Annotated in this window: 18 protein-coding genes; 9 read left to right on the forward strand and 9 right to left on the reverse strand. The window is 38.9% G+C overall.

Features of this window, described 5'->3' with window-relative positions:
* Positions 1-106: 106 nt before the first annotated feature.
* The 7 genes from ACT53H_RS18795 (at position 107) to ACT53H_RS18825 (ending at position 4,601) form a co-directional block, all read left to right on the forward strand.
* The gene (locus ACT53H_RS18795) at positions 107-760 is read left to right on the forward strand and encodes a glutathione S-transferase N-terminal domain-containing protein (RefSeq protein ID WP_005299902.1); all 654 of its coding nucleotides are present in this window, start codon (positions 107-109) and stop codon (positions 758-760) included.
* A gap of 6 nt (positions 761-766) precedes the next feature.
* Positions 767-1,201, forward strand: coding sequence for a ClpXP protease specificity-enhancing factor (locus ACT53H_RS18800; RefSeq protein ID WP_151964716.1), 435 nt, complete (start codon positions 767-769; stop codon positions 1,199-1,201).
* Between the two features lie 17 nt (positions 1,202-1,218).
* On the forward strand, positions 1,219-1,875 hold the full coding sequence (locus ACT53H_RS18805) for a hypothetical protein (RefSeq protein WP_476009861.1): 657 nt from the start codon (positions 1,219-1,221) through the stop codon (positions 1,873-1,875).
* A gap of 336 nt (positions 1,876-2,211) precedes the next feature.
* Positions 2,212-2,571, forward strand: coding sequence for a roadblock/LC7 domain-containing protein (locus ACT53H_RS18810; RefSeq protein ID WP_003656109.1), 360 nt, complete (start codon positions 2,212-2,214; stop codon positions 2,569-2,571).
* Positions 2,572-2,654: 83 nt separating this feature from the next.
* A complete protein-coding gene (locus ACT53H_RS18815; RefSeq protein ID WP_476009862.1) occupies positions 2,655-3,620 on the forward strand; it encodes a hypothetical protein in 966 nt (321 codons plus the stop codon).
* Between the two features lie 8 nt (positions 3,621-3,628).
* The gene (locus ACT53H_RS18820) at positions 3,629-4,189 is read left to right on the forward strand and encodes a GTP-binding protein (RefSeq protein ID WP_476009863.1); all 561 of its coding nucleotides are present in this window, start codon (positions 3,629-3,631) and stop codon (positions 4,187-4,189) included.
* Entirely contained in the window at positions 4,182-4,601 is a 420-nt protein-coding gene (locus ACT53H_RS18825) for a roadblock/LC7 domain-containing protein (RefSeq protein ID WP_004796294.1), read from the forward strand. Before ACT53H_RS18820 ends, ACT53H_RS18825 begins: the two co-directional genes overlap by 8 nt.
* Positions 4,602-4,655: 54 nt before the next feature.
* On the opposite strand, the gene ACT53H_RS18830 is transcribed toward ACT53H_RS18825, so the two are convergent.
* Genes ACT53H_RS18830 through ACT53H_RS18855 form a run of 6 tightly spaced genes read right to left on the reverse strand, consistent with a single transcriptional unit; the run spans position 4,656 to position 12,997 of the window.
* The gene (locus tag ACT53H_RS18830; RefSeq protein ID WP_476009864.1) at positions 4,656-6,596 is read right to left on the reverse strand and encodes an acetyl/propionyl/methylcrotonyl-CoA carboxylase subunit alpha; all 1,941 of its coding nucleotides are present in this window, start codon (positions 6,594-6,596) and stop codon (positions 4,656-4,658) included.
* Between the two features lie 18 nt (positions 6,597-6,614).
* Positions 6,615-7,451 (reverse strand): enoyl-CoA hydratase/isomerase family protein, encoded by an 837-nt coding sequence (locus tag ACT53H_RS18835; RefSeq protein ID WP_476009865.1) that lies wholly within the window; start codon positions 7,449-7,451, stop codon positions 6,615-6,617.
* A 16-nt stretch (positions 7,452-7,467) separates the two neighbouring features.
* Entirely contained in the window at positions 7,468-8,625 is a 1,158-nt protein-coding gene (locus ACT53H_RS18840; protein ID WP_100193024.1) for an acyl-CoA dehydrogenase family protein, read from the reverse strand.
* 42 nt (positions 8,626-8,667) lie between these two features.
* On the reverse strand, positions 8,668-10,281 hold the full coding sequence (locus ACT53H_RS18845) for an acyl-CoA carboxylase subunit beta (protein ID WP_476009866.1): 1,614 nt from the start codon (positions 10,279-10,281) through the stop codon (positions 8,668-8,670).
* 2 nt (positions 10,282-10,283) lie between these two features.
* Entirely contained in the window at positions 10,284-11,171 is an 888-nt protein-coding gene (locus tag ACT53H_RS18850; RefSeq protein WP_476009867.1) for an SDR family oxidoreductase, read from the reverse strand.
* Positions 11,172-11,191: 20 nt separating this feature from the next.
* Complete coding sequence (locus tag ACT53H_RS18855) at positions 11,192-12,997, reverse strand: acyclic terpene utilization AtuA family protein (RefSeq protein WP_476009868.1); 1,806 nt, start codon at positions 12,995-12,997, stop codon at positions 11,192-11,194.
* Positions 12,998-13,182: 185 nt separating this feature from the next.
* On the opposite strand from ACT53H_RS18855, the gene ACT53H_RS18860 reads away from it, so the two are divergent.
* Together ACT53H_RS18860 and ACT53H_RS18865 are read left to right on the forward strand one after the other, a co-directional pair.
* Complete coding sequence (locus ACT53H_RS18860) at positions 13,183-13,782, forward strand: TetR/AcrR family transcriptional regulator (protein ID WP_004796280.1); 600 nt, start codon at positions 13,183-13,185, stop codon at positions 13,780-13,782.
* Complete coding sequence (locus tag ACT53H_RS18865) at positions 13,779-14,279, forward strand: GNAT family N-acetyltransferase (protein ID WP_151964705.1); 501 nt, start codon at positions 13,779-13,781, stop codon at positions 14,277-14,279. Before ACT53H_RS18860 ends, ACT53H_RS18865 begins: the two co-directional genes overlap by 4 nt.
* A gap of 43 nt (positions 14,280-14,322) precedes the next feature.
* Here ACT53H_RS18865 and ACT53H_RS18870 read toward each other — a convergent pair whose 3' ends face one another.
* The 3 genes from ACT53H_RS18870 to ACT53H_RS18880 form a co-directional block, all read right to left on the reverse strand.
* Positions 14,323-15,486 (reverse strand): acyl-CoA dehydrogenase family protein, encoded by a 1,164-nt coding sequence (locus tag ACT53H_RS18870; RefSeq protein ID WP_476009869.1) that lies wholly within the window; start codon positions 15,484-15,486, stop codon positions 14,323-14,325.
* Positions 15,487-15,622: 136 nt separating this feature from the next.
* Positions 15,623-16,186, reverse strand: coding sequence for a DUF4256 domain-containing protein (locus ACT53H_RS18875; RefSeq protein WP_476009870.1), 564 nt, complete (start codon positions 16,184-16,186; stop codon positions 15,623-15,625).
* 20 nt (positions 16,187-16,206) lie between these two features.
* A complete protein-coding gene (locus tag ACT53H_RS18880; protein WP_151964702.1) occupies positions 16,207-16,557 on the reverse strand; it encodes a GFA family protein in 351 nt (116 codons plus the stop codon).
* Positions 16,558-16,834 lie beyond the last annotated feature (277 nt).

The following is a 16,834-nucleotide window of genomic DNA, read 5'->3' on the forward strand; positions in this document are numbered from 1 at the left end:
TAAAATGCAAACTTATAAATATAAACAAACTATCTCTTTAGAACCGTGATTTCCTAGAGTATTTTTAGTATCCTAATCGATTCACTCAACCACGTCGTCTTGTGATATGTCGGTCGAAAACACCTCTATTCAGGGGATTACCCTTTACAGTCATGCTGATGATTTCCGTTCTCACTGGATTCGTTTTCTATTAGCAGAAAAGCAAATCAAATATCAATTGATCATAACTGACCATGAAGACGAAGATTTGGCAAGTTTGAATCCTTATAACCAGTTGCCGATGTTGGTCGAGCAAAATCTTAAATTATTTTCAGCACCTATTATTGCTGAATATTTAGATGATCGTTATCGCCAAAGTAAGCTTTACGCAGATGCTCCAATGATGCGTGCAGAGCAGCGTCAATATATATGGAGACTTGAAAATGACTGGTTCAAGTTAGCAGATCACATGTTAAAACATGCTGATTCTTTAAATATCGAACAGAAGCAAAAAGCTCAAAAAGAATTACGCGAAACTTTAATTTCACTTACGCCCCTATTTCAGCATTTCCCCTATTTTATGTCTGAAAATTTCACAATTTTGGACTGTATGCTTGCACCTATCTTTTTAAGATTAAATAGCATGGGAATAGATTTACCCAAACAGCATTGTCGTCCGATACTTTTGTATTGTAAACGTATCTTTGAGAGACCTTCTTTTGCTAAATCAATGACGGCTCAAGAGAAAAACCGTTACAATGAACTATTAAATATGGAATAGTGTGATATGTCTGAGCAACCTATTGATTTAACCCCTACACGTCCTTATCTTGCTCGTGCAATCTATGAATGGATTTGTGATAACCAACTTACTCCTTATCTATTAGTAGATGCGACACAGCCACATACCGATGTTCCACAGCAATTTGTTAAAGATGGACAAATCGTTTTAAATATCGTGCCTCATGCTGTTCATCAACTTATTATCGGAAATGAAGCCATTACTTTTTCTGCTCGTTTCGGGGGAGCTTCAAAAGACATTTATGTACCTATTCAAGCTGTTCTAGGTATTTATGCACGTGAAAATGGACAAGGTTTATTTTTTGATCCTGAAGAATATGCCAATGTAGCGCCTGTAGAAAATACAGTAGAGTCTGAAGTACAAGAAACAATTGAAACAACATCAACTAAGAAAAAACCAACGTTAAGAATTTTAGATTAAATTTAGAGGAAGAAAGCATGGCATTTGATTTAGTCCAATATTTTGCTGAGCAGATAAAAATTCAAAAGCCTCAGCTTTTAAATCAATATCCAGTTAATGAAAAAAATAAACTGATTGATGAGGTGAATATTCTTACGCTTGGAAAACTGATTAGTTTATGGCGCCAAGATGACAATAAGATTTATCAAGAAATCAAAACTTCAGATCCACTTTATATTCAAGAAGTTGCTCGTCATTTAACAACATCTAAGCATAATCAGTCAGCTTTAAAAAACTCAGAGCTAGAACAGAGTATTTCTGAAATTTTAACTTTGCAGTTAGCAGAGCTTAACCAGCTCGATGAAACAGGTGGTTTTGGGCATAATGGCTTAAAAGAATTAATCTTAGGCCAAGTAGAACATTTATCAGGTCAGGCAGAAGATTGGGTTTGGTCAACAAACCACCTAAATGAGTTAATTGGTTCTAAACCAGTGGAACAAGAAGAGCTATCATTGGATACAACAATGAAGGAGTTCAACCAAATGGTTCACCAAGCCCAACCTCATCATGATGATTCGCATATTGAAGAACAAGCTGCTGAGATTTCTGTACCTACATGGTCAAAGATTATTGCCCCTGTCGTTGCTTTAGCAATTTTGGGTTATCTGTATTGTATTTACACGCAACTTATTTAGTTTAATCATTATTATAAAAAAGGGGTTTTTATACCCCTTTTTTATGATTAAAATTAAAATAATTTATTAATCAATATTGTATTAACATTCTATTACAATTACTTTAACTAAATTTAAAAATATATAATGTAAACCGCATCGCAGTCTTAAAAGTATAATGTAAAAATAATCTTATAATGTTTTTTCTAGTCTGACATTTTACGTCACTTCTTTCCCAAAACAGAAACCTCCCGCTCTACTTAATGAATTGACTTCAAATTATTTAGAAATACAATGAATTTCAGCTACTTTTAGAAAAGTAGTTTATATAATTTTAGAATCCTGAGAGATAAAAACATGGCTAAACTTTCTTTAGATAGCTTAACTGAAATTGATGGTTTTATTGCTTCTGCACTTGTTGATTCAGAAAGTGGATTATCACTTGCAACACAAGGGGGTGGGGAAATTGATTTAGAATTAGCTGCTGCCGGAAATACAGAAGTAATTCGTGCAAAGCGAAATATTGCCAATGCTTTGAAATTAAATGACAATATTGAAGATATTTTAATTACATTAGGTAAGGCTTACCACTTAATTCGACCTCTAGAAAGTAATAATAATTTATTCCTTTATTTAGTCCTTGACCGTAGCAAATCGAATTTAGCCATGGCTCGTCATGAGTTAAAGTCATTTGAAAAAGAGCTAGACTTTAGCTAATTAAACTAAGATATGCTTTTTATATTTATTATAAAAAGCATATTAAAACCATTATATTATTCAATAAAACTTAATGTGATACTATGGATAGGAATTGCATAAATATTGCTACATCTGGTTTAAGCTTAAAAGTTTTAGATGAATTAAAAACTTTAATCAGAAAGTTAATATCTAATGAGTATAGTATTAATTGGGTTAATATTTCTAACAGTCATATTGATCTATTATTAATTAATGAAAACTTCTTTGACTCAGATAATATTCAAAACATTCTTCAAAAGAAAAAATGCCCTTATTTAAAAATTACTAAAACTCCGTCACAAAATGAATATCAATTTGATGAACACACCCTTCATTTGCCACTAGAAAAAGTAGAATCTCTATTAGACTGGCTACAAATAAACCTAATATCTTATTTAAACCAAAAGAAAATTGCCTTAGTTTCAGATTTATCAAATGAGTCCATACTCATTGATGATAAGTTTATAAGGAATTTACACAATTCAGAGAATGCCAAATTACACATCTTTGATGATAAAGGCACTCTCGCCATTATTGATAACAGGACTCAGATGGCTTGGTTGGAACCATCACGCCAACAAACTCAGACCAATCAAAGCTTTGATTTCACTTTTGCTAAAACCTCCGACTTCACCAAAGTGTCTCGTAAAAAAAACTACTATTTGCAGGACTGGCTATGGAATTTGTTTTGGCATTCAAAAAACTTTGAAAATCTAGCCTCGAAGGATAGTTATTTTAAAATTGACCACTGGCCACAGCCCTACCAAAAAGAATATAGAAAAGTGAGCCTACAACTTTCTGCTTGTTTTATACAGGGAGCAAAAATTATTGATGTAGCGAACCAGCTTAACTTGTCAATTGATGATGTCTTACGCTTCGTTACCGCTTGTTTAATAGCAAATAATGGAAAATTTATTTCTGCGAATAAATGTGCTTACACGCCAAATTCTTATTTAGAAAATTCAAATACAGACAATCATTTTTTTAAAAATTTTATAGGGAAGATTAGACGGCGTTTTGGTCTTTAAGGGAAATTATGATTATACAGCAATATAAAATTGTCTTTGCAGGTAGTATGGGGGCAGGAAAAACAGAAGCGATTAAATCGCTATCTGAAATTCCAATTTTGGGAACAGAAGCATTCAATACTGATGTACAAAGCCACCAGAAAACCCAAACTACCGTAGGCATTGACTATGGTGAAATTACTTTAGATGATGGAATCAAAATCGGACTCTATGGCACCCCAGGACAAAGCCGTTTTGATTTTATATGGTCGGTCATTTGTGAAGGTGCAATCGGCGTTATTTTATTATTAGATCATAATAGTCATAATCCGATTGAAGAGCTAGAAAGCTACTTAGAAACCTTTAAAAATTATAATGATAATATTGCAATTGGTATTACTCATGTTGATGAGAATAAAGAATCGTCACTTCAACAATATCGTCATTGGATAAAAGCAAATGGACTTTCATATCCATTGTTTTTTATTGATGCACGCGAGCAGGAACAAATTTTAATGATGGTTGAATCATTAATTGCATCTCTTGAAGTCAAAGTAGGTTTAACATCTCAGGGGAATGATCATGCTTAGCATCCCAACTCAAAAACGCACCGCGCCTACACAATTGCTACAACTAGCAAAAACTGAAGCTCATAATATTTTGATGAATACGCGTGGTGTAGATTTTGTCATGATTTGCTCTTCTGATGGTTTTGAATTAGCAACAGTAAGTCATAAAAACTACCATAACACCACCAAATTAGCGGCGGTGAGTAGCTCAATTTTGGCAATGGTCACTGCTTTTTTAAAAGAGATTCAGCTCACTGGCTGTAACAACATTACTTTAGATGCAGATAATGGTAAGGCTATTCTGACGGCTATTCCAGCAACTCATCACCCGATGGTCATGGTCACGCTAAGTAATAAAGAGGTACTTTTAGGACAACTATTATATAGCCTAAAAAAAGCAAGTCAGTTGATCGCAGAAGCGGATGGAGAATAACTCAAAACTACTGACCGAAAATAAATACCGCTCAAATAGAGCGGTATTTTTCACTTAAGTTTGAATACTAAATAACATTTGCCGTTTTTTTACTTGTTGACCCTGTTGCCCTAACACATCTTCAACTACCCCATCCACATCAGATTTAATCTGTTGCTGGATTTTCATAGCCTCAAGCACTAGTAAGGTTTGGCCTTTCACAACTTGATCACCTTTATCAACCAAAATATTCACTACAGCACCATCCATCGGTGCACGAATTTTGCCATCACCAGCCACATCAGCTATTTCTGGAGCAGCATAAGTCACATTGCGTATCGCAACATTGCCATTCTCTCGATCTAAGTAAAGCTGATCGCCATCTAATACATATTTCACACGGCGGCGTACGGCATCAATTAAATAAACTAATTGCTCTGGCGTCCTCTCCAGCACTTCAATACAAACTGTTTGATCACAAAGCTGTGCTGTAAACGTGTTATTTACAGATGAAAGCTGCAATTGAATTTGCTGATCATCATATTTAAGTTTTAATGGTAGTGGCACTCCAAGCCCAGTTTGCCACACCGCAGCGACTTTACTTTGACTAAATAATGCAGCAGCAATCGCTAAATTTTCTAAAGATAGAACCTGCTTATGTAGGCTGCTATCGTTTTGAAAATGCCGTTGAATGAACGCAGTATTAGTATCTCCTGCAACAACAATTGGATGACGCAGTAAATTGACCAAAAACTGTTTATTGCTATTTACACCCAGCAAAACACAATCATCCACAGCACGAGCGAGTAAGCGAATCGCATCCTCACGGGTTTTCCCATATGCAATCACTTTTGCTACCATCGGATCGTAAAATGGACTGACTTCATCAGTTGCTAACATGCCATGATCGATTCGCACATTTGGCAAAGTTGCAGGGTTCCAACGTAAGACACGACCTGTTTGTGGTAAAAAATCCTGACGCGGATCTTCTGCATACAAACGCACTTCGATAGCATGTCCATGTAAGGTCAACTCTTGTTGCTTTAATGGCAACTGTTCACCATTGGCAACACGCAACTGCCACTCAACTAAATCTAAACCTGTAATGAGTTCAGTAACAGGATGCTCTACCTGCAAACGGGTATTCATTTCTAAAAAATAAAATGCACCCGATGCATCAAGCAAAAACTCAACTGTCCCTGCTCCCACATAAGCACATGCTTTCGCTGCTGCTACAGCAGCTTCCCCCATGTGCTGACGTAGTTCAGGCGTCATCACTGGACATGGTGCCTCTTCAACTACTTTTTGATGGCGGCGTTGGATTGAACAATCACGCTCAAACAAATAAACATAATTGCCATGAGTATCACCAAAAACCTGAATTTCGACATGACGCGGAGCAATGACTGCTTTTTCTAAAATAAGCTCACCTGAACCAAATGCATTTTCAGCTTCTGAACGCGCAGTTTGTAAAGCTTCAATCAATTCGGATGATTGTTGTACCAAACGCATTCCACGACCACCACCACCCGCAGAAGCTTTGACCATAATTGGAAAACCAACCTGTTCGGCTTGTCCTGCTAAGTATTCGAGATCCTGTCGGTCACCTTCATAGCCCGGTACACAAGGGACGCCCGCCTCAATCATGGCAATTTTTGAGAGACGTTTACTACCCATTAACTCAATTGCAGAAGCAGTAGGCCCAATAAACGTAATCTGGTTCTCGATACAGGCCTGAGCAAATTCAGTATTTTCTGACAAAAAACCATAACCAGGGTGAACCGCATCAGCACCTGTTTTTTTGCAAGCTTCAATAATTTTGGTAATAGCGAGATAAGACTCAGATACTTTAGATGGCCCAATGTAAACAGCTTCATCTGCCTCTTGCACATGGCGGGCATTACGGTCAGCATCAGAATAAACTGCGACAGTTTGGTAGCCCATTGCCTTAGCAGTCTGCATGACTCGAACTGCAATTTCACCACGATTGGCAATCAGTACTTTTGAAAATTTCATTTTTTTTATCCTTATCTCTTATGATTCATCGGCCCAATTCGGTAATCGTTTCTGGATAAAAGCCATCGTTCCTTCTTGTCCTTCAGCTCCACCAACCGCTTGGGCAAACTGCTGAGCTGCATCATTGAGTAAATCACTCAAAGGCTCATTGAGCGTTCGATGTAACAGTGCTTTAGTCACACGTGAAGCTTGAGGAGCTGCTCGTTTAATGTGTTGAATGGTTTCCTCTAGAGCTTGCTCTAGTTCGATTTCATTATGTGCAATTTGATGAACCACTCCGGCACTAAGTGCTATAGGGCCCTCAAAACGCATGCCTAATAAAGCTAATCGACGAGCCTGAGTCAGACCAATACGTTTCACCACGAAAGGAGCAATTTGCGCAGGAATCACACCTAGACCCGTTTCAGGTAAACCAAACTTAGCATTGTCACGGCTAATGGCAACATCAGAAACACAAGCCAAACCAAAACCACCACCTAAAACAGCACCTTCTAAAATCACTACAACAGTTTGCGGTGCAGCTTCAACTTGCTCAAGCATGGCACCAAAACGGCGGTTAAAGTCAGCATAAGGTTGTAGACTACCGACATGAGTTGCTTCAACGCGTAAAGCAGCCATATCTTTAATATCACCACCTGCACAAAAGGTTCCACCTTCACCACGGATAATTACCGCGCGAATTGAAAGGTCATCGCGAATAGCATTAAAGACTTGTTGAATGGCATTGACCATCTTCAAGTTCATGGCATTATGGCTCTCCGGTCGGTTTAACCAGAGATATAAAATACTGCCGTCTTGTTCTAATTGAATGCTGTCATCAAGATCTAAAGCTTGTAGAGAAGTCGAAAGTGTCATGGTCGATTCCTTATTTTTATTTCTGCTTTTTAGGCAGAATGTCCATTAACTTACAGATAATCCCCAACATAATCTCATCTGCACCACCACCAATAGAACCTAAACGACCATCACGATATAACTGTGATGCAGGGTTATCCCACATAAAGCCGTTACCACCCCAATATTGCAGACAACTATCGGCAACTTCACGGGTTAAACGTCCTGCTTTTAGTTTTGCCATAGATGCCAGCTTGGTCACATCTTCACCCGCGATGTGCTGTTCACACGCTTGGTAGGTTAAGGCTTTAAGCGCTTCCACTTCAGTCATGAGTTCGGCAAAACGAAAATGGATATATTGGTTATTGATGAGTGGCTGGCCAAACGTCGTACGCTCTTTGGTATAGTCGATAGTCTTCTGGATTAAATTTTCCAAACCACCAATAGCATTAGCACAAGCCCATAAACGCTCTTCCTGAAATTGCATCATTTGCATCATAAAGCCCATGCCTTCAACGCCAACCAAATTACGCTGTGGTACACGGACATTATCCAAATAAACTTGCGCTGTGGTCGTTGAACGCATCCCTAATTTATTAAGTGGCTCTGAAAAACTAATCCCTTTCGTTTTTGCGGGCACAATAATCATCGACTTATTCACGTGAGGTTTATCATCAGACGTGTTGGCTAACAGACAAAAGAAGTCAGCTTGCAATGAGTTGGTAATCCACATTTTGCTGCCGTTAATAACGTAGTCATCGCCATCTTTTTTAGCTGTGGTTTTAATAGCAGCAACGTCTGAACCAGCATGCACTTCAGATACCGCAATCGATGCGACATATTCCCCAGCAATCGCTGGTGTTAAAAACTCATCACGTAATTCTTTACTACCAAAACGGGCCAAAGCTGGTGTTGCCATATCGGTTTGCACACCAATCGCCAAAGGCACGCCACCACAAGCTGCATAGCCAATTTCTTCTGCAACTACAAGGTTATAAGAATAATCTAAAGCTAAACCGCCATTTTCCTCAGGCTTACAAATCCCCAATAAACCAAGATCACCCATCTTTTTAAATACATCGTGGATTGGGAACTGCCCTGCAGCTTCCCATTCCGGAATATGTGGATTCAGCTCATTTTGAACAAATTGACGAGCTGTACGGCGTAATGCTTCATGTTCGGCAGTAAATTTCATTGTGTTATTCCTATTAATTTTTTTAATTGCGGTAAAGGTTGATTAAAAACGGGACACACCAAAAAGAGTTGGATTTAGCTCTCGTTGCTGTGCTTCATAAATGGTTTGTAAAAGGAAAATTAATAATTTTCGGGTATCTCTCGGATCGATAATGCCGTCGTCATGTAGCATGGCCGTATTGAAAAGCGCGGTGGATTGCTGCTCTAATTTCATGGCCGTACTTTGCTCAAGAAAATCGAGCATTTGCGGATTAGGCTCCTGACCAGAAGCTTTTTGCTTTCCTTCAGCCACAATGCGTAGCACCTTTCCAGCTTGTGCAGCGCCCATTACAGCAACATGCGAATTTGGCCATGCAAAAATAAAGTCTGGCGATAAACTCCGACCACACATTGCGTAATTACCTGCACCATATGAGCCTGCCACAACAATCGAAATTTTAGGTACAGAACAATTCGCAACAGCTTGAATCAGTTTCGAGCCATGCTTGATAATACCGTTTTGCTCTGCGTCAGTTCCTACCATAAAACCTGTGGTGTTATGCAAAAATAATAAGGGGCGCCTAGTCTGTTCACACAGATGTATAAACTGAGCCGCCTTCGCTGCCCCTTGAGGTGTAATCGGTCCATTATTAGTAATAATACCGATATGCAAGCCACCAATTTTTGCCCAACCACATACTGTTAAATCATCATATTCCTGTTTAAATTCTAGAAAATCCGAATCATCAATAATACGAGCAACCACTTCTTTCATATTGAATGGTTGTTTAGGGTCACTTGGAATAACACCTAACAGTTCCTCGGTATCGTAACGAGGTTCTTTATAAGTCACATCAACTGGCTTGATTTGCTCTTTCCAATTTAGGTGTTCAAAGATTTCACGTGCAAGTCGAATCCCATCGGCATCATTTTCAGCCAAATATTCTGCAGTTCCGGCAACCTGCGCATGCATTTCTGCACCGCCCAATTCCTCAGCTGTTGCAACTTCACCAGTTGCTGCTAAAAGTAAAGGTGGCCCTGCAAGCAACATCTCGGTTTGCTTACGCACAGCAATGACATAATCTGAAAGGCCGGGTTGGTAAGCACCACCTGCCGTTGCATTACCATGCACCACTGCAAGTTGGGGAATACCTGCCGCAGAAAGACGTGCCTGATTGGCAAAGGTCATACCGCCATAGGTAAATACTTCCGCCGCATAATTTAGGTTAGCGCCGCCACTTTCGGTCAGCGTAATCAGCGGGAGCTTTTGTTCTAATGCAATTTTTTGCAAACGTAAGGTTTTCTGCACACCCATAGGTGACATGGTTCCGCCTTTGATTGCGCTATTACTTGCAGAAACAAGACAACGCACACCACTGACAAAACCAATGCCAGCAATCACCCCGCCCCCAGCTTCCGAGCCATCTTTATCATCATGCATGTTGTAACCGACCAAACCACACAGCTCAACAAAAGGTGAATCGGCATCGAGTAACAACCGCATCCGCTCATGTGGCAGAATCTTGCCTTTCTTATCAAACTTCGGTTTGGCAGCATAAGATTTATCAATACTTTTTTGCTGAATTGCACGGACTTCACTCAGTTGAGTAAGCAGTGCCTCTTTATTTTTTTGATACTGTTCACTACCAACAGCAATTTCGGATTGAAGAATAGTCACTATTATTCCTCCTCAGCCTCAGTCTTTTTCTGAAAGATTTCAGGAATAAATGCACGGTGAAAACCATTATAAGACTGACTATTTGTGGCTTCGCCTAGTGGATACATACGTGTACCTTGTGATGCAGCACCATCAATACGCAAAGTCACACCCGACACAAAAGCCGCAGCATCAGATAGTAAATAACAAATCGCCGAGGATACTTCTGACTCGGTTCCCATACGTTTTAACGGCACATTGCCAGCAAGACTTGGAATAATCACTTTGGCAAAATCACCACTATAATTATCCATACCGGATGACACAATCCATCCCGGTGCAACCGCATTTACACGTACACCAGATTTCCCCCATTCGACCGATGCTGTTTTGGTTAAGTTATCAACTCCCGAACGCGCAGCACCTGAATGCCCCATTCCCGGCATTCCACCCCACATATCAGCAGTCATGTTGACGATACTGCCGCCATGTTTTGCCATCCATTGGTTATAAGCTTCACGCATCAGGTAAAAAGTTGAGTGCAAGTTATTACGTACGACCGCATCGAAACCATTTGCTGAGATATTCTCTAAAGCTGATGGAAACTGACCACCCGCATTATTTACTAAGCCATCCAGACTGCCAAATTTCTCTATCACTTCGGCAATCATATTTTTCACTTGTTCTTCTTCACGATTATCACAAACAATGAAATGAACCTGACCACCATCTTCTATAATTTCTTGACTTACTTTCTCTAATTTCTCAATTTTGCGTCCTGTAATCACCACTTGAGCACCAAGGGCAGCAATCTCATGTGCAGTACAACGACCAATTCCTGAGCCGCCACCTGTCACAATAATGACTTTATTAGCAAAAGCATCTGGTCTAAAAATTGATTGATAACTCATCTTTGTTTCATCCATTCATTTTATTTTTCTAAAAGATTTGCCGGAACTTTGACAGGCATATCCAATAATTGTTGTGCAAATGCTTTACCTTGTGGATCAATACGTAAGCTTGCAACACCACCGCCACCCAAGGCATTCTCCAACATAAAATTCAGTGCATTTAAACCTGGTAACTCATAACGAATCACTCGTCCTTTCTTAGCATCCAAAACATGCTGCATATAACTTGCAACTGCCTGTTCAGTCAGTGCCGCACGAATCCACGGTAAATATTCTGCTTTACGCGCAATCACGCCGATGTTGCTATGATTGCCTTTATCACCACTGCGGGCATGTGCAATTTCAATCAAAGGAACTTCAATTTCATCCCCTTGATAAACTGCATTTTCGCCCGCTGTTAATGTAGACAATTGCTCTGTAGAAATTCTTTGTGGAACCTCAACTGGATAACGTTTGCCTTCAAAGTCGATTTCGACATTAACTTGATTTTTATCAATTAAAAATGAAAATAACTTGATAACTGGAGACGCTTTTGGACGTCCACCAACAATTCCTGCCAAGGCTGGAGCCATGCCTGTAGAGGCCTGTGCAATTTCAGAAGCAAAGAACATACAGGCTTCTTTAAACATGTGTTTTACAGCGATTTTAACTACCACTTCACGACTATTTAATGCTTTAGCATGCCCACCATAGGTACTTTCACTCCCTAAGATTTCAACCGATTTTTCACTAAAAGGAGGCACTGAGCGCATTGCTAAAACTCGCTCACATTTAGTCAAAATCGCATCGGCAATGACTTGTGCTTTTTGTGGAGCTTCGCGACCTGCAATTAAAAAACTGACTAAAACCCGATATCCATCTGGGTAAGTCGCACTGACTTTATATTGCGCAGTCGGTGCTTGTCCTTTTGCCCCTGTCACACGAACTCGATGTTCCCCGACTTGCTCTAAATGCACCTGACTAAAATCCGCAATTACATCGGGTAGTAAATATGCTTGCGGATTACCAATTTCATAAATAATTTGTTCACCAATCGTGGCAGTAGATACCAGCCCACCTGTACCCTGGGGTTTGGTCACAATAAATGAGCCATCTTCACTCACTTCAACGACTGGAAAGCCCATATTGTCGAAGCCTTGAACTAAGCGCCAGTCGGTAAAATTACCACCTGTACATTGCGCACCACATTCAATCACATGACCTGCCAGCGAGCCTTGTGCCAACTTATCGTAGTCATCTAAAGACCATTGATATTCATGAAGTAAAGGGGCAAGCACCACAGCAGAGTCAACCACACGGCCAGTTATCACAATATCTGCACCTACGTCTAAAGCGTCACGAATAGCCACTGCTCCTAAATAAGCATTACTACTCGCCACCTGTTCCGGCAAAGCTTCACCGCTAAACATTTCCTGAATATTTTGCTGCTTAAGTTGTTCATGCTGCGCTAAAAGATCATCGCCTAACACCACAGCCACTTTCAGATCTAGACCATATTCTTTAATTATTTTTTGTAAGGCATCTCGACACGCCAGTGGATTAACACCACCAGCATTACTAATCACCTTAATCTTTTTCTCTGCAATTTTTTTAAGTAGAGGTGCCATGACTCGGCTGACAAAATCCAAAGCATAGCCATGCTTTGGTTCCACCATCTTCGCTTTTGCCATAATAGACATGGTGATCTCTGACAAATAATCAAAAACCAAATAATTAATATCGGTTAGATGTACTAATTGGAAAGCGGCAGTATTGGTGTCTCCCCAAAAACCTGAGGCACAACCTATTTTCACGACACGCTCATCATCCTGTTGATTACTTGCCATCTTATTTCTCATTATTTTGTTTAAAAATTAAACTCAACATTACCAAGCAAGCGCTTGGTTTGTAAAGAGCAAAATGTTATTGTGAAATTGACTAAAACTGCCAAACTCGACAATTCACCTAAAACATGATGAGATTTGGCAAATTTTTCCGTTAAGTATTTTTATATAAAGGAACCAGCTTTCGCATGATTGCTACTTCAATTGAACAGATTCCAAATATTTCTTGCTTTGACGATAGCCCACGTGGTCGTTTATTACGGGGGGCGGCCTATTTATTTCACAAGCAAGGCTATGACAAAACTACTGTACGCGAACTTGCTCAATTTATTGGAATCCAGTCGGGAAGCTTATTCCACCACTTTAAAAGTAAAGATGACATCCTCGCTCACGTGATGGAGGAAACCATTATTTACAATCTTGCTCGTTTAGAAGAGGCCGCAGCTCAATCTACCGATCCAGAAAAACAATTACGTGCCCTTATTAAAGCTGAACTCATTTCAATTACTGGAGATACAGGTGCAGCCATGGCTGTTTTGGTTTATGAGTGGTTTGCTCTGTCAAAAGAAAAACAAAATTATCTTTTAGAAATGCGTAATCAATATGAACAAATCTGGCTAAATATTATTGAAAAGTTGCGCACTCAGGGCAAAATAAAACATGATGCTTTTATTTGGCGAAGATTAGTTGGTGGTGCGATTTCATGGACCGTAACTTGGTATAAATCTGAGGGTAAAGTTAAAATTGATGAGTTAACGGAAATGGTTTGGGAAATGGCGTTGAAATGAGTCTAATCTATTTACGTAAACCCAAGAAAAATGACCTTGCAGAAATTAAAGAAGCTTATGCACGTAGTGTTCAATTACATCAACCGTGGACATATCCACCAGCTAACTTTCAAACATATTTAGAACAAGAGCATCGCTATTTTGTCTGCTTAACCGATAGCCATGCAATTGCCGGAACATTTAATATTTCAAATATTATACGCGGTCACTTTCATTCAGCCTATTTGGGTTATGAAGCATTTCATCCCTATCAAGGTCATGGCTACATGAAGCAAGGCCTAAAATTATTACTTAAAGAGGCATTCGAAAATTTAAATTTACATAGGTTAGAAGCGAATATACAACCTGACAATATTGCTTCGATTCAACTAGTTTCCAAAGCTGGTTTCATTAAAGAAGGTTTTTCTCGGCAATATCTTCAAATTGGAGGAAAAACATGGAAAGATCATGAACGTTGGGCAATTTTAAATGAGAAATGGATAGAACCATCTCAGTAAACTCTGGATGAGATGGTTCATACAAGCAAAACCTACTCTAAAATTAATAACCTAACTGCTTACTAATTAAATCTTTCATAATTTCCTCAGCACCACCACCAATCATATTGACCTTCACTTCACGATAAATACGTTCAGACTTAGTCCCACGCATAAATCCCATGCCTCCCAACGTTTGTACTGCTGCATCAGCACAAAATTGCATAGTACGAGTCGCAACATTTTTAAGCATTGAAATTTGCGCCACTAATTCAGGCCCTTGTAACTTCGGCTGAGTCATTTTCCATGCAGTTTCTTCAAGTAATGCCCGTGTTGAGGTCAATTGTGTTGCCATATCTACCAATTTATGACGAACCACTTGATGATCAATTAATCGCTTACCAAAAGTTTTCCGTTGTTGCGCCCACTCTAAAGCTTCTTCGTAACAGACTAATGCATACCCATAAGCCACTACTCCCAAAAAGAACCGCTCCATATTAAAGTTATTCATAATAACTTTAAAACCGACATTTTCTTTGCCAAGAAGATGTGATGCAGGAACTCGTACTTGATCAAAATGCAAATGAGCTGTATCAGAAGCCCACCATCCCATTTTCTTTAAAGGTGTTTTAGTAATTCCTTCACTGTGCGCATCAACGAGCAACATTGAAATACCTTCAGCACCTGTTTTTGTCGGATCTGTACGCACTGCAACGGTATAGTAATCTGCACGAATTCCCGACGTAATAAAGGTCTTCTCACCCGAGACAATGTAGTAATCACCATCACGAATGGCTTTAGTTTGTAATGCAGCGACATCCGAGCCACCACCAGGTTCTGTAATAGCTAAAGCAGAAATTTTTTCGCCGGAAATAATCTCTGGGAGGACTCTAGCTTTTAACTCCTCACTTCCAAAATGCTGAATGGGAGGGGCGCCAATTGTGTGTACCATGAGTGAGGTATGTACTCCTCCAGAACCCGCCTTTGCCATTTCAATACCAGCCAGTAATGAATAAAATGGATCTGCATCAGGAATACCACCATATTCTTCAGAAAAACCTAATCCCAATAGACCAATTTCAGCAGCCTTTCTATAAAGCTCTCTAGGAAATGTCTCAGCTTCATCCCATTCATTAACGAAAGGTGTCATTTCTTTTTGTACAAATCGACGAACATTATCAGCAAAAGCAATATGTTGTTCATTATAGTAAATTGGGTTGAGTTGCATGTGTAGAAATGTCCTGATGTTTTTATTTAAATCCAGCACCTATCTTGTCATGTTTGCCGTCAATCAAAAGTTGCAAGAATCTCCATTTTCTTGGCATAAAACATCAAACAGAATTATTTTTATTTGAGTAAAACACCTATACTCTTAAGCAACAGCGAAAACCACGGACAGCATAATATGATTGTGCTCCATTATGATAAATAAAGACTCGACCATAGCGACGGTCAGCAAAAATAGCTCCATCTAACCGTCGAATCTCATCTGGGGTTTTGAGCCAACTTGATGTTTTAAGATCAAACTCCCCTAACCTTTGTAATTCATGGTATTGCTCTTCTGTGAGAAGCTCAGCTCCCATTTCTTTAGCTAAATCGATTGCACTATTTTTGGGAGGATGATCTTTTCTAGCCTCCAAAGCCTGTCGATCATAACAAAAACTTCTACGGCCTTTTGGACTCTCAGGAGAACAATCAACAAATAAATACTCATCCTTCTGTTGATCATAAGAGACAACGTCAGGTTCTCCTCCAGTATTTTCCATTTCTTGCAATGAACATACTTTTTCAGGCGATTCTAATAATTTAGCTCGCACATTTGTCCAATCAATTTCTTTATGGCGATGTGTGTTCTTTTCAAATCTCTTCTTTAATAGTTCAAGCAGTGAATCTAATTCTGTTGGAGTTAATTGTTTTTTAGTTGTCATTGAATAAATCCTTATAATTATTAAACTGAACGTCCATCAAAATAATTTATTTTTATTTTTTCTAAATCTATATCATCTATACATCGAACATTAATCGCAAACATAGAATTACCTTGGGGATCTATACCTTGAGCATAAGGATGAATACCGCAATTTTTACAGAAATGATGATTAATCACATGCTTGTTAAAAGTGTAATTCGCTAAAATATCAGGAGCATCTAAAGTAACTGTAACTTGGTTAGTGGGTAGGAACCAAAGTAAAGACCCTTTCTTTTGACATATTGAACAATTACAAGATAAAACCTCTGACAACTCTCCTTCCACTACAAATTTAATCTGACCACAATGGCAACTTCCTTGATATTTCATTGTTCTTACTCTTTATAATTTTCATCCTATTTACTTTTCCAGTTTAAAGAATAAGTTTCCATATAAAAATGTAATCGAGCTACTTAATATTGATTTAGAAGATGCAGGCCTTGCAGCGCATTTTTAACTTAAAACGGATTCGAAATTTCCTTCCTCTATAAAAAAAGGACTCATATAGAGTCCTTTTTTTATTGACTTAGTGCATTTAAATCAATTTATTAATTAATTTCCCATAAGGAAACACCCCGGCCTCTTTCGGGGTCGGGGTGTTTGAATA

The organism is Acinetobacter sp. DMC2, assembly GCF_056314305.1.